Source organism: Bradyrhizobium sp. LA6.8 (assembly GCF_040547935.1).
Lineage (GTDB): Bacteria > Pseudomonadota > Alphaproteobacteria > Rhizobiales > Xanthobacteraceae > Bradyrhizobium > Bradyrhizobium barranii.
The window spans coordinates 213,626-233,478 of sequence record NZ_JBEPQQ010000010.1; the positions used below are offsets into that span (position 1 = coordinate 213,626).

The window sequence follows — 19,853 nt, forward strand, 5'->3', positions numbered from 1 at the left end:
CCCAACATTAGGGCAGGTTGCTTCGCGAACCGAATAAACCTTAACCGCCGCGCGTGACAGGTGTTGCGGTCATCTCCTGAAATACGCGACATGCATTGGTTGCATTCTACGTATGCGAGAGATACGCCGCGTAAGCGCGTCTCACGCCGTCCTCGAGCGAGGTCGTCGCGTGCCAGCCGAGCTTGGCGAGACGGCTGACGTCGAGCAGCTTGCGCGGCGTGCCGTCGGGGCGCGAGGTGTCGAAACTGATCTCGCCGCCGTAGCCGACGATGTCGGCCACGACGCGCGCGAACTCGGCGATGGTGATGTCCTCGCCGGTGCCGATGTTGACCAGCTCCGCACTCGAATAGGTCTTCATCAGGTGCACGCAGGCATCCGCCATGTCGTCGACATAGAGGAACTCGCGCCGCGGCGTGCCGGTGCCCCACACGATGACGCTCTTCGCGCCTGCGACTTTTGCCTCATGGAAACGCCGGATCAGGGCGGCGACGACGTGGCTCAATTCAGGGTGATAATTGTCGCCGGGACCGTACAGATTGGTCGGCATCACGCTGATGAAGTCGCTGCCATACTGGCTGCGATAGGCCTCCGCCATCTTGATGCCGGCGATTTTGGCGATCGCATAGGGCTCATTGGTCGGCTCCAGCGGGCCTGATAGCACCGAATCCTCGCGCAAGGGCTGCGGCGCCAGCTTCGGATAGATGCAGGACGAGCCCAGAAACATCAGCTTCTCGGCGCCGTTGAAGTGCGCGGCCTGGATCACGTTCGCGGCAATCGCGATGTTGTCGTAGATGAACTCGGCGCGCAGCGTGTTGTTGGCGACGATGCCGCCGACCTTGGCCGCGGCGAGGAAGATCACTTGCGGCCGCGCTTTCGCGAACCAGTCGAACACGGCGGCCTGGTTGCAGAGATCGACCTCGCGCCGGTCGACCGTGACGAGCCGCACGTCCTCCCGCGCCAGCCGGCGCACCAGCGCGGCTCCGACCATGCCGCGATGGCCGGCGACATAGACGCTTCTGCCCCTCAGCTCAAACGGTGCGTTTGCCACTGCCAGCGTCCCGTTTTGCCTCGGCCAGATCGCTTGCCATCATCTCCTCGACGAGCTGGGCGAAGCTGCGCTTCGGCGTCCAGCCGAGCACCTCGCGCGCCTTGCTGGCGTCGCCGACGAGGAGATCGACCTCGGTCGGGCGGAAATAGGTCGGATCGATCTTCACCACGGTCTTGCCGCTCGTCTCGTCGACGCCGGTCTCCTCGACGCCCTTGCCGCGCCATGCGATGCGGCGGCCGACATGCGCAAAGGACAGCTCGACCATCTCGCGCACCGAGCGCATCTCGCCGGTGGCGAGCACGAAGTCGTCGGGCTTGTCGGCCTGCAGGATCTTGTGCATGCCCTCGACATAGTCCCTGGCATGGCCCCAGTCGCGCTTGGCTTCGAGATTGCCGAGATAGAGCGTCTGTTCCAGCCCGACCTCGATACGCGCGACGCCGCGGGTGATCTTGCGGGTCACAAAGGTCTCGCCGCGGATCGGGCTCTCATGGTTGAACAGGATGCCGTTCGACGCGAACATGCCGTAGGCTTCGCGGTAGTTCACCGTGATCCAGTAGCCGTAGAGTTTTGCAACGCCGTAGGGCGAGCGCGGATAGAACGGCGTCGTCTCCTTCTGCGGGATCTCCTGCACCAGGCCGTAGAGCTCGGAGGTCGAGGCCTGGTAGAACCGCGTCTCCTTCTCCATGCCGAGGATGCGGATCGCTTCCAGGAGGCGCAGCACGCCGATGGCGTCGGCATTCGCGGTGTATTCCGGGCTCTCGAAGCTGACGGCGACGTGGCTTTGAGCTGCGAGATTGTAGATCTCGGTCGGCCGGATCTGCTGCACCAGGCGGATCAGATTGGTCGAATCCGTCATGTCGCCATAGTGCATCAGGAACGGCACGTTGCCGACATGCGGGTCCTGGTAGAGGTGATCGACGCGCGCGGTGTTGAACGAGGACGAGCGCCGTTTGATGCCGTGCACGACATAGCCGAGCGACAGCAAATATTCGGCGAGATAGGCGCCGTCCTGACCGGTCACGCCGGTGATGAGAGCGATCCGCTCAGCCATGGGCCCGCGCCTGGTTCGGGGTCAAAGAGGTTCAGAGGGACGGGATAACCACCGTTCGCGCCCGCTGACAAGGCCGCCGGCGGTCAAAAGCGCAAGAACCAGCGCAAGAACCGGCTTAAGAGCCGGCATTCCCGGGCGACACGCAGGTGCCGTCGCCCGCGGAATCAGACGCCGTGGTACTTCCGATACCATTCGACGAAGCGGCCGAGGCCATCCGCGATCGACGTGGACGGCGAGAAGCCGACGTCGCGCTGGAGCGCGGAAATGTCGGCGCGCGTCTCCAGGACGTCGCCGGCCTGCATCGGCAACAGCTGGCGGATCGCCGGCTTGCCGATGATCTTCTCGAGCGTCTCGACGAACTCCATCAGGTTGACCGACCTGTTGTTGCCGATGTTGTAGACGCGATACGGCGCATAGCTCGACGAATTTTCCGGCCGCTCGGCATTCCACGCGGGATTCGGCGCCGCGGGCCGATCGAGGGTGCGGATCACCCCTTCGACGATGTCGTCGACATAGGTGAAGTCGCGCCACATGTCGCCTTTATTGAAAATCCTGATCGGCTCATTCGCGAAGATCGCGCGCGTGAACAGATAGGCGGCCATGTCGGGCCGGCCCCACGGGCCGTAGACGGTGAAGAAGCGAAGCCCGGTCACCGGCAGCTTGTGAACATGCGCAAAGGTATGCGCCATCAGCTCGTTGGCTTTCTTGCTTGCGGCGTAAAGGCTGACCGGATGGTTCACCGAATGCTCGGTCGAATACGGCAAGGTGCGGTTGGCGCCATACACCGAACTCGACGAGGCGTAGACGAGATGCGCCAGACCATGGCGCCGGCCGGCTTCGAGCACGGTGACAAAGCCGTCACAATTGGCCCGGATGCTGGTGATGGGATCGTCGATCGACGCGCGCACGCCGGGCTGCGCCGCCAGATGCACGACGCGATCGGGCGAGATCTCGTCGAAGACGCGCGTCACGGCGGCGAAGTCTGCGAGATCGATCTTGTGGAATTTGAACCCTGGATGGTGTTCGAGCGTTGCGAGACGCGCAAGCTTCAGCGCGGGATCGTAATATGGAGTGATTGCATCGATGCCGACGACCTGCTCGCCACGTGCCAACAGCCGTTCACAAACGTGCATTCCGATAAAGCCGGCAGCGCCGGTAACGATCACTGGCCGCAAAGTTGTCATCTCGTTCATTCCGCGGAGCATTGCCAGACCAGGACATGAGAGGCAAGGTTTGGACAGTCACGACAATCATCAAGTCAGTCCGCCCATGTAAGCGCATCGAAATGTGTAGGAAACATGATGGCGTCATGCACCATCGCATGCTATCCGCCTGCAAGGATGCTCGGACGATAGCGCCACATGTGCTAGACGTCATAGGACGTATATTCGGCGCCTGATGCTCAGTCTTAGGGCATTGTTCGCGCAAGAACCCGCAAAGAAAAAGATCGACTTTGAAACTCTCCATCAACGGCAGGTTCCTGTCACAATCGCTCACGGGCGTGCAGCGCTACGCCGCCGAGATCGTCAAGGCGATGGACCGCTTGCTCGCGAGCGGAGAGGCTCCGCAGCAACTGCTGGATGCAGAGTGGCAAATCCTTGCGCCGCCGAATGCGCAGACGCTTCCAGGTCTTCGCCGCATCGCCATCAAGCAGATCGGATCTTTGCAGGGGCACGCGTGGGATCAGATCGATCTGGCGCGCGCCGCGGCCGGCACCCGTCTCGTCAGTCTCGCCAATTCCGGCCCCGTACTCCACCGCGACCATCTCGTCGTGATTCACGACGCGCAGGTTTTCCGGCGGCCGGACTTCTTCAGCTGGCGCTACCTCGCCCTGCACCGGACGCTCGGCCATCTGCTGGCGCGCACGGCAACGATCGCAACAGTTTCGGCGTTTTCACGCAACGAACTTGCCGAGGTGCTGTCGCTGGATCCGGCTTCGATCCCCGTCATTGCGAACAGCGCGGAACATTTTGCGACCGTCGCGCCCGACTTCTCGATCATCGACAAGCTGCGTCTTGCGCCCCATCAATTCTTCCTCTTCGTCGGCTCGATGACGAAGAACAAGAATGTCGATACGGCCATTCGCGCCGCCGAGCAGCTTGGCCGCGCCGATTTTCCGCTGGTCGTGGTCGGCGGCGATAACAACAAGGTGTTCGGGGGCGCGGCCGCGGAATCGAGGGCCGGCGTCGTCATCGCCGGGCGCCTGAAGGACGAGGAGATTGCCGCGCTGTTCTCCCGGGCCGCCGCATTCGTGTTTCCGAGCCTTTATGAGGGATTCGGCGTGCCTCCCCTGGAGGCGATGTTCTTCGCCTGTCCGGTGATCGCGAGTTCCGCCGATGCCGTGCGCGAGACCTGCAACGATGCCGCCGTCTATTTCGATCCGCTCAACGCGGATCAGCTGTCGGCACGAATGCGCGAAAGAATTGAACTCGGCAGGATCTCGCCGGTGGAACAGGAGAAGCAGCGGCAGCGCCTTATGACATATTCCTGGGCCAAGTCCGCCGCAGCGATGCTCGAATTCCTCGCCAAGCCGGCATCCCGATCCACATCCGACCGTGCGAAACAATGACGCGGCCCGATTATTGCTGCTTAGCGAGGTTAGACGTGCGTCTGCAAGATCCGGCGTCTCCAGTATCTGGCGCCTTCAAGACAAGGAAGGAATGACCGTTGTCCAGCGGCCTGAAGATTCTGCATGTCGCCGAAACGGTCCGTGGCGGCATCGCGACCTACCTCAACGAGCTGCATCCGCACCAGAGCGCGAGCTTCGGCCCCGGCAACGTCAACTATGTCGTTCCCTCCGACCATCGCAGCGACCTGGTGAACATCGAGGACGACGCGGTCACCACGTTTCCGCGCGACGGACGCAACGCGGTCGGCCTGTTTCGCATGCTGTTTGCAACCATGCGCGCGGTCCGGCAGCTTCGTCCTGACGTCATCCACCTGCACTCGTCGTTCGCCGGGCTCGTGGTGCGCCCGGTGCTCTGGCTCACCTATCGGCGCTCGCGCATCGTCTATTGCCCGCACGGCTGGGCCTTCGGCCGCGAAACCGGCCGCCTCAGCCGCGAGGTGACGAAGTTCACCGAGCTCGTGCTGTCGAAATTCACCCATCGCATCGTCTGCATCTCGGAAAGCGAGCAGGCCGACGCCAAGCAGGTCGGAATCGCGGCGAATCGCCTGGTTCTTGTGCACAACGGGATTTCCAAGCAGCGTCCTGCGCTCGACAAGGGCGCAGCGCAATGGCGGTCGGAGAAGATCAAGGTCCTCTTCATCGGGCGCCTCGACCGTCAGAAGGGCTACGATCTCCTGATCGAGGCGGCGCGCGCGCTCGGAGACAAGCTCGACGTGCGCCTGATCGGCGCCTCGGTCGTCAGCAAATTCCGCAGAAGCGATCTGCCCGCCAACGTCTCTTTTCTGGGCTGGATGAACCGCAACCAGATCGAGGCCGAGCTCGACCAGGCCGACATGGTCGCGATTCCCTCGCGCTGGGAGGCGTTTGGCCTGGTCGCCATCGAGGCGATGCGGGCGGCCAAGCCGATCATTGCCTTCCGCATCGGAGCCCTGCCGGAAATCGTCGAAGACAATGCGACGGGCGTGCTGTGCGACGAAGTCTCGGCCGAAAAGCTGGTTGAAGGTTTTCAACGCGCAACCAGGCTCGACCTGGCTGCGGTCGGCCGTGCCGGATATGAGCGTTTCACCCGCCTCTACGACATCGAGCAGACCCACCGCACGCTCAGTCAGGTTTATGCCGACGTCGTGCATGTGCGGATGAGCGAATCCGGGCAGCAAGCGAAGTTGCAGTCCGATTTCCCGAACAATCTGCGATCGTAGCGACCGGCTGATCAGGCCAGCCGGCGGGCATCGCCCTGCGCGAACTCGCCGTCATTCACGCGTTTATCGGAGAACGACCACGCAATGGCCGATGCGACGATCATCGCGCAGGTGAGAAAGCCGGCCGCGAACAGCAGTGATCCGGTGTGCAACATCGTCTTCGCCTTCCTTTTGTTTGGCCGACCACTAGCCGGATCAGGATTAGGAAGACCTTACGGACGCCAGCGTGACGCCAGCTTCCAAATCTAAGCGTTAACGGAGGTGGAATCCCGTCGCAGAAACATTGGTCCGATGACCCGGCGAGAACGTCCGCTCTGGCGCCATGCCCGCCGCAGGACGACGAAAACACAACGCAGGATCACTCAGGACGGGATCCAACACTTGAAGTTCATGGCGATGTCATCTCGCGACAATGCCGTCGCATCTGCATGTCCGTCGCCGCGCGCTGCTCATTGGTTCGATCGCAGTCTCAATCGTGACATCGATCTGACACGTGTATGTATGGTTTGCGAACTGCTTATTTAAGAGGATGTTCCGCACAAATTTTGGACAGAGATTTCGGCGTGTATCCACGTTCACAAGTGGCAATAAGGTCACAGCCACAAGTGCTTTACCATAAAGTCGAAGACGTAGCAGTGACTCCGCAGCACGGGATTTGTACGGTGATTCCGATTTTAGATGAGTGCGAGGGAATAGTGGTGGCTAAGACCGAACGTTTTGATTTTGATTTCGGTATTAGCCGAATCCTGGCCGCTGCTGCGATCAGCTTCTCCTTGACGGGTTGCGGTAGCTTCATTCCGTTAGACGCTCCTGATGCCGTCGCGACGCAAACAAATGCAGCGCTGATCACCGAGCCGACCGCGCCGCTCGCCTATGCCCTGATGCCGGTCAATCCGGCGATCCTGCAGGCGACCAACGCGTTCACGGACTCCGCCGGAATGGTGTTCTCCCGCCTCCCCGGCGGCAACTATCGCGACGTCACCATCGGCATCGGCGACATCGTCACCGTGACCGTGTATGAAGCGCAGGCAGGCGGCCTGTTCATTCCGCGCGAAGCAGGCGTGCGGCCGGGCAACTTCGTGGACATTCCGCGACAGCAGGTCGACCAGTCCGGCAACATCAACATCCCCTATGCCGGATCGATCAAGGTCGCGGGGCTGACGCCGCGCGCCGTGTCGAACATCATCCGCGAGCGTCTCAAGGACCGCGCCATCGACCCGCAGGCCGTCGTGAGCGTGGCGGAACAGCGCGGTAACCAGATCAGCGTGCTCGGCGAAGTCAACTCGCCGCTCCGCTTCCCGGTCGATCCGGGCGGGATTCGCCTGATGGGCGCGATCGCGCGCGCCGGCGGCCCGAAATATCCGTCCTATGAGAGCACGATCACGATCAAGCGCGAGGGCCGCACCTACAGCGAAACGATGTCCTCGGTCGTTCACAACCCCAACGAGGATGCGCTGCTCGCTCCAGGCGACGTCGTCTTCCTGACCCGCATTCCGCGCGTCTACATGGTGTTCGGTTCGACGCCGTCTCCGGGATCGATCGGCGGCACCAACAACCGTCGTTTCACGTTCGAGAACGACAACATGTCGCTGGCTGAAGCCATCGCGAAGGCAGGCGGTCTCGACGGCGCCCGTGCGGACTCCAAGTCCATCTACGTCTACCGTTTCGAGCCCAAGCCGCTGCTGGAGAGGATCGGCATCGCCGTATCCCAGTTCCCGACCAAGTCGGTCCCTGCCGTCTACAAGTTCGACATGAGCAAGCCGGACGGCTGGTTCCAGGCGGATACGTTCAGGATGCGCGATCACGACGTGATCTCGGTGGCGGAATCTCCGTCGATCGAATTCATCAAGCTCATGGCCCCGCTGAACGCGGCAACCGCCAACGCGGACAACATCAGCTCGGTGGTCGTGAACTCCAAATAGCCCAACTCAGCGCGCTCAATGACGAGCGTGCAGACAAGGCGGCCCCACCCCATTGGGGCCACAGAAGAGTATTAGCCTTGTCGGGTTGACGCGAGCAGGAGTGGACACGAGCGTGACCGAGCAAAACAGGAAACGCGCCCTGCGTCGTTTCCGGATGTTGATGTGCGGGCTCTGCGTCGCGGCCGGCCTCTCATATCCTGCAGACGCACAGAATGCGCAGCCGCTCGATCAGCGCTTCCTGCTGGGCGTCGGCACGCACCAGGGCCTCGGCGGCGTCACCAGCGCCCGCGGCTATGTGCCCGCGACCGCCATCAAGCAGATGAAGGAGCTGGGGGTCACCTCGTTCCGCGACGACTTCCCCTGGTCGGATTTCGAGCTGCCCGGCAAGCGGCTCGGCTTCAATGCCCTGAACGGCCGCCTCGAGACCCAGATCAGGTCCGGCGTCGGAATCCCGCTGCTCATTCTCGGGACCGGGCATCATCTCGTCCCGAATTCCGATCCGCCGACGACCGACGAAGCGCGCCAAAGATTCGTCACCTATGCCGTGGCAGCCGCGCAAGCGGTCGCATCGCGGCAGCCGATCTTCGAGTTGTGGAACGAGTACAATCTCAGAGCGCGCGCGGAGCCGCTGTTCACCGTCGAAAATTATGTGACGCTCGCCCGATCGGTGCAGCCCGCGGTCAAGCAGGCGGTGCCGTCCGCGCCTTTCGTGGTCGGAGCACTGGGCGACGATCCCGGCTGGAAATGGACCGACGCCCTGCTGAAGACCGACCTGCTTCGTATCGCGGACGGGATGTCCATTCACATCTACAACCATTGCCTGTCACCGGCCGGGCGTACCGCAGCTGAGGCGATCGAACGGCTGCAAAATCTTCATCAACGCGTCGCACAGGCGACCGGCAATCCCGACTATCCGATCTACCTGACCGAAACGGGCTGGCCGACACCAAGCGCGAAATGCGGCGTGACCGAGCAGCTTGCCGCCGACAACATGGCGCAGATCATCCTCTGGGCCTCGACCGCCGGTGCCTGGCTCAAGGGGATATGGCTCTACGAGCTGAAGGACAGTGGGACGAAGCCTGGTGAACTGGAGGACAATTTCGGCATTTATCATTTCGACAATTCGCCGAAGCCTGCCGTGTGTTCCATTCGCGAAAGCTGGGCCTTCATCCGCACCAGCCTGAAGGCAACGCGAAACACGCCGGCGCCCGGCGTCGTGCAGATTCGCAGTGACGGTGGATCGGAAACGAAACTCGCGCTTTGGTCGGAGACTGCGTCGAAGCGCTTCGAAGTTCGATTAAAAAATGCGGAACCGAATGCCGAGATCAGATATGTATGTCAGCAAGCGCCGGGCCCTGCCGCCGGCGCCTGGACGGCGTTATCGACAACGCCGTTGCTTGTCAGCGTCAAGGGCACGGCCGTGCCGGATTTCGAGATCCGGCCATCGAACTGACGCTGCGGCGGGCTGCTAATCCGAGGCTATCCTTGAAAATACTGATCGTTAACACGCTCTATCCGCCCGAGATCATCGGGGGCGCCGAAGTGTCTGTGTCGCTGCTCGCGGAGGCGTTCGTCCAGCGCGGCCATCAGGTGTCCGTGGTCTGCCTTCAGAACAAGCAGGAACGCACGATCGACGAACTCAAGGGCGTGCGCGTATACCGCGTGCCGATGGACAACGATTACTGGCCGTTCGGCAACGACAGGAAGCCCTCCTCGGTCCAGCGCCTGAAGTGGCATCTTAAGGACACATGGAATCGCAAATCCGCGGCGCGGTTCGCCGAAATTCTCGACATTGAGAAGCCCGACGTCGTCCACACCAACAACCTCACGGGCTTCTCGGTCTCGCTGTGGTCGGAAGCCAGGCGGCGCAACATCAGGATCGTGCACACCCTGCGCGACTATTCCCTGCTCTGCAAACGCTCGACGCTGTTTCGGGGCGATGCGACATGCGCGCAGCGCTGCACCGTCTGCGCCGCCATGACGTCGCCTTATCTGCTGGCCTCGCGTATGGTCGATGCGGTGGTCTCGAACAGCCAATTCGTGCTCGACCAGCACACCAGGCTGAAATATTTCCCCGGCACCGATGGCCGCGTCATCTTCAACATCGCCGATCCAAGCTCCGTGGTGCCGTCACCAGCTTCGAGCTCGGATGATCTGATATTCGGGTTCATCGGGCGGCTCGAGGCTGAAAAAGGTATTGAGGTAGTCCTCAAGGCAGCCGAGCAGCTTCCCGACGAGGGCTGGCAACTGAAAATTGCCGGAAAAGGGCTTGAGGATTACGTGCGGGGGCTAAAAAGCCGCAGCGGAAGGAAGGTCGAATGGCTTGGCTTTGCCAAGGCAGCCGAATTCTATGCCAGCATCGACGTCTGCCTGGTGAGTTCGGTCTGGCCGGAGCCGCTGCCGCGCACATTGATCGAAAGCATCAACGCCGGCCGGGCGACGATTTGCTCGACGGCCGGCGGGATTCCCGAGATCGCGGGGTTTTCCAATATGGTTGGGTCCTACGAGCCCAGCGATTATAGGCGACTGGGAGAATTGATGCTGAAGGCCGTCAACGAGAGGTCACACTGGAAAGTCTCCCGGCCTCCGCAGCCAGGATTTGCCGAGAGGTTTTCGGCGGATTCAGTGACAGGACAATATTTGGACGTCTATTTGAACAACAATCGAACCAACCGGCAATAAGCCGAAACGGAGATTTCAGCAAAGCCATTTGGCAGGATAGCTGGACAGACCTTTTCGATGAAGATCCTTATCACGTCATCCCTCTATCCAACGCCATTGGCACCGAAGGTGGTCGGGGGCGCGGAAACGTTCGTCCGCCGCCTCGCCGAGACCCTGGTCGGGCAGAACGACGGCGTGGAAGTGATACGTGCCGCGTCCGCATCGAACCAGCAGATGGAGACCTGCAACGGCATCGACGTGTATTCGGCGCCCGTACACAACATCTATTTCCCTTTCGCCAAGCAGCACAGCTCGCCGGTGCGCGGCATCTGGCACGCGATCGAGGACTGGCAGACAATGTCGGAGCTCGTTGCGGCGCGCATCAAGGCCTTCAAGCCTGACATCCTGCACTCGAACAATCTCTCCGGCCTGACGACCGCGGTGTGGCGGACTGCCGCCGAGCTCGGCATTCCGGTCCTGCACACGCTTCACGACTATTATCTCACCTGCCCGCGCTGCTCGCGCTTCTCGGACGGACATGCCTGCGAGTCGAGCTGCATGAGCTGTCAGATCCTGACCCTTCGCCGTCGCGGGGCGACGCGACATCTGGATGCCGTCGTCGGCGTCAGCCAGCGCATTCTCGACATCCATACGCAGCTCGGCCTGTTCACGCAGACACCGCTGAAGATCGTCATTCGAAACGCCTCGACCGCCGACGTCGGCAACGCAGACGCCGCGATGGTCGACGGCACCGTTACGTTCGGCTTCATCGGACGCCTGACCGAAGAGAAGGGCATCTACAATCTCGTTCGCGCCATCGCGACGATTCCGCCTGACCGGTTTCGGCTCGTCATCGCAGGCCACACAACCGAGAGCCAGCAGAAGCAGCTCAAGGCGCTCGCTCCGAATGCACGGATCGAATTTCTCGGCTTCGTACAGCCGAAGCAGTTTTACGAACAGGTGAACGTCGTGGTCGTTCCCTCGGTCTGGGAAGATCCCTGCCCGCTCGTCGTCGCCGACGCGCAGGCCGCCTGCAAACCCCTGCTCGGCACGCCGTTCGGCGGCATTCAGGAAGCGATCAAGCCCGGCGTGACCGGCTGGCTGACGTCGCCCGATCCCGCCTCGATCGCCAAGAGCATTTCGGCGATCATCGAAGCGCCGCAGCAGATCGTGGAGATGAGCGAGCGATTGAAGTCCGGCATCGACAAATGGGTTTTTGACGACGTCGTCGCCGGCTATCGCAACGTCTACGACGAGCTCACGCGCGGCCGCGGCACGCCTCGCACGTAGCCGAAGCTGACGCAGATGCCGCCAATGGCCCTCAACCATCCCACCATGTTCTTTCTCACGCATTGCCAGACATGATCAGCCTGCTCGCATTCGGCAGCTATATCTACCAGAGTGCGTCCGCGATCATTCTGATCTTCGCCGTCAGCCATATCCTCTCGCCGGCCCAGTACACCTCGTTCTCGCTGGCGCTGGCGACGAGCCAGTTGTTCTGCGTCTTCGTGTTCGAATGGCTGCAGCTGGCCGGCGTTCGTTTCCTCGCCGCAGCTTCCGGTGAAGAGGCCGCGCGCCTGCGGTTCTCGCTGTTCAGCGCCGGGCTGCTCAGCGCGCTGGTGCTGCTGCTCGTCGGCGGCATGGCGGGACTGCTGGGCACGCTCGAGACGAGCGTCGTCGCCCTCGCGCTGGCGATGGCCGTGCTGCAAGGCGCCACCGACCTCTATTTCATGATCGTCCGCGTGTCCGACCGATTGGGGACCGCGTCCGTCCTCCTGATCCTGCGTGCCAGCGTGCTTCTGGCCGGCGCCGTCGCGGGCGCGCTGCTCCACGGCACGGCTGCAGCGACGCTGTGCGGCATGGCCGCGAGCTACGGCGCGGTACTTCTCCTGAGCCTGGTCGTGCATCGCACCTCACTACGGCGCGCGTCGCGACACGCCATGCTGACCGACTGGGGCAATTTCTGCCGCTACGGCATCATGGCTGCGGCCGCCTCCGTCATTCATCTCTCCGTACCCGTCACCTTGCGCCTGATCGTGATCGCCACGCTCGGCCGCGCGTCGACCGGAGCGGCCGGCTTCTCGATGGCGATCGACCTCCTGCAACGCCCGTTCTCGGTCCTGGTGGCCGCCATTCACACCGTCTGCTATCCCAATGTCGTGGTCCAGTTCGAGCGCGGCGTCGACGGCGAAGCGCGCAGGGCCACCGCCCGCATGCTCGAATTCATCCTCTGCGCAACGATCGTGATGCTGGGCGGGCTGATCGGCCTCCTGCCCGATGCGGCGCATCTGTTCGTGCCCGCCGATCTGCTGGTCGATTTCCTCAACGCGGCGCCGGTCGCGGCGATCTTCTACTTCCTCCACACCCACCTTCAGGCCACGCTCGCGATCGTGCCGCATCTGACCAAATCGGCGACGAGGCTGGTGGTCGTCGCCGCGTGCCAACTGCTGCTGGTGTCGGCGGCGTCCTCGATCGGCGCGTTGCTGCACATATCGGTGGCGGGACAGATCGCGAGCGCGGCCTTGGCCACCGCCCTCATCATCCTCTTCGCCAGCGGTCCGCTGATCCGGTTCAGGGCGGCGCCAAAGGCGTTGCTGATCCTGGAAGCGACCGTCGCGGCCGCCGCGATCGCGATGCTCGCGGCAGCTCCGTCGGACTCCCTGACCTGGCTCGCGGGAAAGATCGTCTTTGCCGGCCTCGCCGTCGTTCTGGTGACGTGGCGAGGCGATCTGCTGGCCTCGGCACGCAGTTAAGATCAGGCCTTCACCGCGTGAGCCAGCGCGTTGCCGCTGGTATCGCCGGTCAAACCGTAGATCCTGAGAGTCTCGTCGACCATCGGCCCGACACCGAAATATTGCTGGGCGCGCGCAAGAGCATTGCGCGACAGCGCGGCGCGCATCGCGGGGTCGGCCACCTTCTCGAGCGCACCGACGAGCGCGTCGACGTCCTCGAACGGGACGATGAAGCCGGTCTGGCCCTGGATGATCTGATCAGTCGCGCCGCCCGCCGGAGTCCGGACCGGAACGAGGCCCGTCGCCATGGCTTCGGCAACGCCGAGCGGGAATCCCTCGAACCGGCTCGGCAGCGCGAACACGTCGGCGGCCCAGAGGATTTCGCGGACGTCGCCCATGAACCCGAGGAACTTGAAGGTGTCCTTGTCCTTCTCGCCAGCATAAGCGAACGACTTGATTTCCTTCTCGCGCTCGGCTCCGCCGCTGCCGACAAAGTAGCATTTGATGTCGATCGGCGGAGAACTGGCGCCGTCGCGGATCTTGCGCGCCGCCTTGATGAGGAGGTCGTGGCCCTTCACCCAGGCGAGACGGGCCGCCAACAGGCACATGAACTCACCGTCGCCAACGCCGAATTTCGCGCGCGCATCGCGGCGCTCGGCATCCGAGGGCGGGCGGAAATGAACCGTGTCGACGCCGCCATAGACCTTGGCGATCCGGTTCTTGCCGAACAGCACGTAGCGGCGCAGATGCCGGAGCGATTCCTCCGACATCAAGATGAGGGTGTGGGGAAAGAAGAGGTTAAAGAACAGGACCTGGACCGGGCTGAAGGTCGATTGCGGCGCATTCTGCACCTTCTCGATGTTCCCGAGCACCGAGGGATGATAGGTCGCAACGCAGCGCGCGCCGGTGAGCAGCGCGAGCAGCCGGCCCCACATCAGCATGCCCAGCCCGTGGACGTTGATCACGGTGATGTTGTTCTTCCGGATCAGCTTCAACAACCGCATGAAGATCGACAGCGAAGGCAACTTCCGAAGTCCCGGAATGACGTGCCATTCCTTGACGGCCGCCGCCAGCTTCTGACGCTTGTATTCGGACTTCTCGTCCGAGCGCACGGCACCGGAGACCAGGTGGATCTGCACGCCCCGGCCATGCAATCCCGTGGCCAGGGTCTCGCAATAGGATGCAATCCCGTCATTGCAATTCACGACCTCAACCAGAAACATGACATTCGGGGCGGGATCTTGCATGGGAATGGCCTTACTCCGTTCAATCGACGACATTTCGGTCAGTGCTTAGCGGCAAATTCCATGCCGTGCCAGCGGTTTGCCCGCAACAGCATTGCGCGCCTAACATATTGACGTTGCGGATCTGCGACACTCCGCCCCGGCACTGCAGACGACGTCCGAAGTCCGCTTCTCGGGTTCGCGCCTTCCGCCGGAGGTCGGCGTTCCCTTCAAATTCCGCAAGCAACGCCCGGTTGAAACGTCCCCCGGCCCCTTGCCCGCCGGGTCCGCGACCGATTGTCCCGCTGTCAAAGCACCGATCGCCGCACCTCGTGCACACAGATTGGACCTCTCATCTGGTCGGCGTCGTTCGTTCGACTGACCCTGCACATCAACGAGGCGTTTCTTCATCGGCCAAAGACAGACTCGATATCCTTCTGCATTGACGTCGACACGATGTCGCAGCGACCAGGAGAGAAAACAAAACTCTGGTAGCGAGTTCCATAGATTTACTTTCTCGCTTCCCGACTGCACGCGGGAAAATTCGGAAGCGCGCTACAAGACTTCAACGCCCGAACAACTGTCACATTCGAAATTCGATCGATATTTTTTGCGGTCGTGACTCTCAGGCAACTCGATCCGCCCACGCCACAAGCTTAACGGCGCTTAACACAATAGATTCGAAGCAAGGCTGCTCGCGCGACAAGCAAATGCGTTTCGATTAGGCACCGGCACAACATCGATCGAACATCGTCGTTGCATCGCCATTCGAACGTCACGCTGCAAGCACATTGCCGTGGTCTTCATCGATCAATCTCAGTCCACGCAGATTCGTGCGCTGTGGGCGTCGCGCAGGAAGCGTCGGTGAGAAAATCTCCGGGTGCTTCCATTTTTACCGATCTCACCAACTCGAAAAACAGAGATTGGCCGATACGACAGACGCAGGCGGCACCGAACTCTCGCGTTTCAGAAAAGGCTCCGAAATACCGATGACTACCGCATCACCAGATCAGACGATCCTGTCGGCGAGCACCTTTGTCAGTTCCATCGGCGTCAATGTTCACGTTGGATATTCCTGGGGCGCCTACGACAACCTCGCCCTCGTCGAGGACAATCTCAAATATCTCGGGGTGACGAAACTGCGGGGCGGACTCGCCACGAGCCCGGAAGCGCAACCGATCGTCGAGGGACTTGCGAAGGACGGTTACAAATTCGACCTCGTGGTTCCGTCGGGCGTTCCGGCCGGCGGCGCGGCTGCGCTCCAGTCTTATCTGGAATCCGTAAAAGAGTTCGCGGCCAGCCATCCCGGCAGCGTCATCGCGCTGGAAGGCCTCAACGAGGTCAACATCCAGGGCTTCAGCTATAATGGGAGTTCGAGCGTCTCGGCCGCGGCGCAGTTCCAGGCTGTCTATTACAGCGCCATCAAGGCGGACGCCGCGCTCAAGGACATCCCCGTCTACAACCTGTCGATCGGCTACAATGACTCGGCCGACTACGCCAATCTCGGAAACATGTCGGGGTCGACCGACTACGCCAACTCTCACGCCTATGTCAGCACCGGCCTGACACCCGAAACCGCCCTCGAGCAATTGCTCGGTAACGCCACGTCGGTCACCGGCGGCAAACCGGTCGTGATCACCGAGACCGGCTATACGACCAAGAGCGATACCCCGTATGTCGGCGCCAGCGAGAACGTACAGGCGAAATCGATCCTGAACACGCTGGTCGATGCCTACAAGGACGGCGTCAGCACCACCTATCTCTATCAATTGCTGGACGCCTCGGCGAGCAACGACCCTACGGATCCCGAATCGCACTGGGGCCTGTTCAACGCCGACGGAACCCCGAAGCTCGCGGCGACCGCCGTCCACAATCTGACGTCGATCCTGGCCGACGACGGCAAGGGCGGCCACACGCCGACTGCCTCGCTGAACTATACGCTCGACAACATGCCGGCGAGCGGGAACAGCATGGTTCTCGGCAAGAGCAACGGCGCCTATGAACTCGTGGTCTGGGCGGAACCCAAGGTCTGGAACGACGCTACCGACACCGAGATCGCGAATCCGACGACGTCGGTTACCATCAACCTGGGCAGCGTCCACCACCTGATCAACGTCTATGACCCGCTGAAGGGCAGCTCGCCGATCGCGACCTACACCGACGTCAGCCAGATCGTGGTTCCGATCACGGACCACCCGCTCATCATCGAGATCGACGCTCCGGCAGGAGGCGGCACTGCACCGCCCGCCGTGACCGACGTCAGCGGAACCGCCGCCGACATCGTGTCGCAGATGTCCGACCTGAACGCCTCGGGTTCGCTTAAGACCATCACGCTCACCGACACCCACGTGCTTCCGGTCGCCTCCGATGCCACCATGGCGTACATGATCTCGCATTACGGGAAGGCGCTCGCAGCCATCCAGGGCGGCTACCAGTTCTCCATCACCAACTCGACCGACACCTGGAGCGTCACCAGGGTCTACGACTCCTCCGCAAAGCTTCTGTCGACCAGCACGTCCAACTTCACCGACGGCGTCATCACCAGCAAGGTGACGCTCAATACCGACGGCTCGTCGGAGAACATCGCCTATACCGGCGGCAAGATGGTGCGTGACGTCACCGTCTCGGCGATCGGCGACAAGGACACCAAGACCTACGATACGAGCGGCAATCTCATCGCGGATCTCGTCCAGAACAAGGATGGCTCGTCCTCGAACACGCTCTATTCGAACGGCGTCAAGACCAAGGTCTACGTCACCAATGCCGACCGCACCCACGACAACTACTATTACAACATCACCGGTCAGTCCTATACCACCGAGCACGACCAGCTCGACGCGGGCGGGAGGCTTCTATCAGTCGTCCGGATGCATGCCGACGGCTCCATGGCCTACAGCCAGGTCTACAACAGCGACGGCAGCAAGGTTACGACCCAGTACGACGCCACGGGCCACAAGACCTCTGTCGTCACCGTGACATCGACGGCGACCAGCACCGATTTCTACACCACAGCCGGCGTTCTCAAGCAGACCGTCGTGCAGACGACCTCCGGCAACGTGACCACCACGAACTACAATGGTTCGCTGCTGGTGTCCGTCTACGTCGTCAACGCCGACGGCTCGAAGGACTCCAAGCTGTACGACGCCAAGGGCGTCATCGCGAGCGACGTGGTCCAGAACGCGGACGGCTCGTCGTCGACCACGCTCTATACGGCAGGCGTCAAGACCAAGGCCTACGTCACCAACGCGGACGGCAGCCGCGATAACTATTATTTCAACATCACCGGCCAGTCCTATACCGGCGAGCACGATCACCTCGACGCGAGCGGCAAGCTGCTGTCGGTCAGCCGCACCCATGCGGACGGCACCATGGCCTACAGCCAGGTGTTCAACAGCGACGGCAGCAAGGTCACGACCCAGTACGACTCGACCGGCCATAAGACCTCGGCCGTCACCATAACGTCGACGGCCACCACGACCAATTTCTATACCACCGCGGGCGCGCTCAAGCAGCAGGTCGTGCAGACGACCTCCGGCAACGTGACCACGACCAACTACAACGGCTCGCTGCTGGCGTCGGTCTACGTGGTCAACGCCGACGGGTCGAAGGAGTCGAAGCTGTACGATTCCAACGGCATCATCGCGAGCGACCTGATCCAGAACAAGGACGGCTCGTCCTCGAACACGCTCTACACGGCCGGCGTCAAGACCAAGGTCTATGGCACCAATGCCGACGGCAGCCACGACAACTACTATTACAACATCACCGGCCAGTCCTATACCAACGAGCACGACCACATCGATCCGAGCGGAAAGCTGCTTCTGGTCAGCCGTACCCATGCCGACGGCTCGATAGCCTATAGCCAGGTGATCAACAGCGACGGCAGCAAGGTCACGACCCAGTACGATTCCACGGGCCACAAGGTCTCGGTCATCACCGTCACGTCGTCGGGCACGACGACCGACATCTACGATGCATCGACCGGCGCATTGAAGCAGGAGGTCTCCCAGACCCGTTCCGGCAACACCACGACGACGAACTACAACGGCGCAAAGCTGGCGTCGGTCTACGTGGTCAACGCCGACGGGTCAAAGGACACCAAGCTGTACGATTCCAGCGGGATCATCGCCAGCGACCTGGTCCAGAACAAGGACGGTTCGTTATCGAACACGGTCTATTCGGCCGGCGTCAAGACGAAGCTGTATGTCACCAATGCCGACGGCAGCCATGACAACACCTTCTACAACATCACGGGCCAGAGCTATACGACCGAGATCCAACACCTCACCGCCGCCGGCGCGCTTACGGCCCTGACCCGCCTTCATGCCGATGATACGCTTGCCTACAAGCAGGTGATCAACAGCGACGGCAGCAAGGTCACCGATCTCTACGACAGCACCGGCCACAAGATGAGCGAGATCTTGAATGCCGCCGATGGATCGACCACGACGGACACGTACAATTCGTCGGGAGCTCTGGTCCAGGACGTTCACAAGACGGCGGGCGGCGACGTGACGACGACGAACTACGCGAACGGATTGAACTCGTCGATCTACGTCGTCAACGCCGACGGCACCAAGGAAACGAAGCTGTTCGACGGCAGCGGCAGTCTCACCAGCGACTACGTGCTGAACAAGGACGGCTCCAACTCGACCACCGTGTTCACGTCAGGCGTCAAGACCGCGGTCTATGCCAACAACGCCGACGGCTCGCACGACAACACGATCTACAACATCACCGGCAAGAGCTACGTCACGGAGCAGCAGCACATCGACGCTGCGGGCAAGATGACCTCGATCACCCGGTCGCACGCGGACGGTACGCTCGATTACACGCAGGTCGTCAAGTCGGACGGCAGCAAGGTCTCCGACGTCTACGACAGCACCGGGGTCAAGACGACCGAAACCATCAACAACGCCGATGGAACGTCCGACGTCTTCAAGTTCAAGGTCGCCGGCCTGCCGGGCGCCGTCGAGCACGACAGCTACAATACCAGCGGCTCGCTGCTCTCGATCGACGTCCTCAACACCGATGGCACCCACGCCGTCACGGCGGTGACTGCGGGACTGACACTGGCGGGCGGCGGCGGCAACGACATCTTCTCCGCGGCGCCGGGCACGACCACCGTCATGTTCGACGGCGGCAACGACCAGATCAAGAGCTTCCACGCTGGAACCGCGGCGAACCACGACACGATCGAAATCCTGAAATCACTGGTGGCCGACTACAGCCACCTGCAGATTTCGCAATCAGGTTCCGACACGCTGATCCAGCTCACCTCGGCCGATTCCATCCTGTTGAAGAATGTGAATTCGGCCAACCTGGATCACGGCAACTTCCTGTTCGTCTGACGCCGAACCAGCTGGCAGGTCCCCCTGCCAGCTGAAC

General features: G+C 61.9%; 13 protein-coding genes. 8 read left to right on the top strand and 5 right to left on the bottom strand.

The genetic code is table 11. The features are described from left to right. Window positions 1-106: 106 nt before the first annotated feature. The 3 genes from fcl to ABIA90_RS37180 all read right to left on the bottom strand — a co-directional run bounded on the left by fcl (window position 107) and on the right by ABIA90_RS37180 (window position 3,283). Window positions 107-1,048 (bottom strand): GDP-L-fucose synthase, encoded by a 942-nt coding sequence (fcl, locus tag ABIA90_RS37170; RefSeq protein ID WP_354121070.1) that lies wholly within the window; start codon window positions 1,046-1,048, stop codon window positions 107-109. Continuing rightward, window positions 1,029-2,099: a GDP-mannose 4,6-dehydratase gene (gene gmd, locus ABIA90_RS37175; protein ID WP_354121071.1), complete on the bottom strand. Its 1,071-nt coding sequence runs from the start codon at window positions 2,097-2,099 to the stop codon at window positions 1,029-1,031. The genes fcl and gmd overlap by 20 nt, the downstream gene beginning before the upstream one ends. A gap of 164 nt (window positions 2,100-2,263) precedes the next feature. Then, entirely contained in the window at window positions 2,264-3,283 is a 1,020-nt protein-coding gene (locus ABIA90_RS37180) for an NAD-dependent epimerase (protein WP_354121072.1), read from the bottom strand. 269 nt (window positions 3,284-3,552) lie between these two features. On the opposite strand from ABIA90_RS37180, the gene ABIA90_RS37185 reads away from it, so the two are divergent. Then, window positions 3,553-4,668, top strand: coding sequence for a glycosyltransferase family 4 protein (locus ABIA90_RS37185; protein ID WP_166084275.1), 1,116 nt, complete (start codon window positions 3,553-3,555; stop codon window positions 4,666-4,668). A gap of 98 nt (window positions 4,669-4,766) precedes the next feature. Further along, window positions 4,767-5,927, top strand: coding sequence for a glycosyltransferase (locus tag ABIA90_RS37190; protein ID WP_081369340.1), 1,161 nt, complete (start codon window positions 4,767-4,769; stop codon window positions 5,925-5,927). Between the two features lie 11 nt (window positions 5,928-5,938). Here the strand turns inward: ABIA90_RS37190 and ABIA90_RS37195 are convergent, their stop codons facing one another. Then, window positions 5,939-6,082 (bottom strand): hypothetical protein, encoded by a 144-nt coding sequence (locus ABIA90_RS37195; protein WP_166084269.1) that lies wholly within the window; start codon window positions 6,080-6,082, stop codon window positions 5,939-5,941. 342 nt (window positions 6,083-6,424) lie between these two features. Here ABIA90_RS37195 and ABIA90_RS37200 point away from each other — a divergent pair, with 342 nt between their 5' ends. From ABIA90_RS37200 to ABIA90_RS37220, 5 genes are all read left to right on the top strand, one after another. Beyond that, on the top strand, window positions 6,425-7,849 hold the full coding sequence (locus ABIA90_RS37200) for a polysaccharide biosynthesis/export family protein (RefSeq protein ID WP_247314515.1): 1,425 nt from the start codon (window positions 6,425-6,427) through the stop codon (window positions 7,847-7,849). 160 nt (window positions 7,850-8,009) lie between these two features. Continuing rightward, window positions 8,010-9,302: a glycoside hydrolase 5 family protein gene (locus ABIA90_RS37205; protein WP_354121138.1), complete on the top strand. Its 1,293-nt coding sequence runs from the start codon at window positions 8,010-8,012 to the stop codon at window positions 9,300-9,302. Beyond that, window positions 9,185-10,531: a glycosyltransferase family 4 protein gene (locus ABIA90_RS37210; protein ID WP_354121073.1), complete on the top strand. Its 1,347-nt coding sequence runs from the start codon at window positions 9,185-9,187 to the stop codon at window positions 10,529-10,531. Before ABIA90_RS37205 ends, ABIA90_RS37210 begins: the two co-directional genes overlap by 118 nt. Before the next feature lie 57 nt (window positions 10,532-10,588). After that, window positions 10,589-11,800 carry a glycosyltransferase family 4 protein gene (locus tag ABIA90_RS37215; protein WP_028152407.1) on the top strand — a complete coding sequence of 404 codons (1,212 nt, stop codon included), beginning with the start codon at window positions 10,589-10,591 and terminating at the stop codon, window positions 11,798-11,800. Between the two features lie 71 nt (window positions 11,801-11,871). Further along, window positions 11,872-13,263, top strand: coding sequence for a hypothetical protein (locus ABIA90_RS37220; protein WP_354121074.1), 1,392 nt, complete (start codon window positions 11,872-11,874; stop codon window positions 13,261-13,263). Window positions 13,264-13,265: 2 nt separating this feature from the next. Here ABIA90_RS37220 and ABIA90_RS37225 read toward each other — a convergent pair whose 3' ends face one another. Beyond that, the gene (locus ABIA90_RS37225; protein WP_354121075.1) at window positions 13,266-14,489 is read right to left on the bottom strand and encodes a glycosyltransferase family 4 protein; all 1,224 of its coding nucleotides are present in this window, start codon (window positions 14,487-14,489) and stop codon (window positions 13,266-13,268) included. Window positions 14,490-15,454: 965 nt separating this feature from the next. On the opposite strand from ABIA90_RS37225, the gene ABIA90_RS37230 reads away from it, so the two are divergent. Continuing rightward, the gene (locus ABIA90_RS37230) at window positions 15,455-19,816 is read left to right on the top strand and encodes an RHS repeat protein (RefSeq protein ID WP_354121076.1); all 4,362 of its coding nucleotides are present in this window, start codon (window positions 15,455-15,457) and stop codon (window positions 19,814-19,816) included. The last annotated feature ends 37 nt before the right edge of the window (window positions 19,817-19,853 follow it).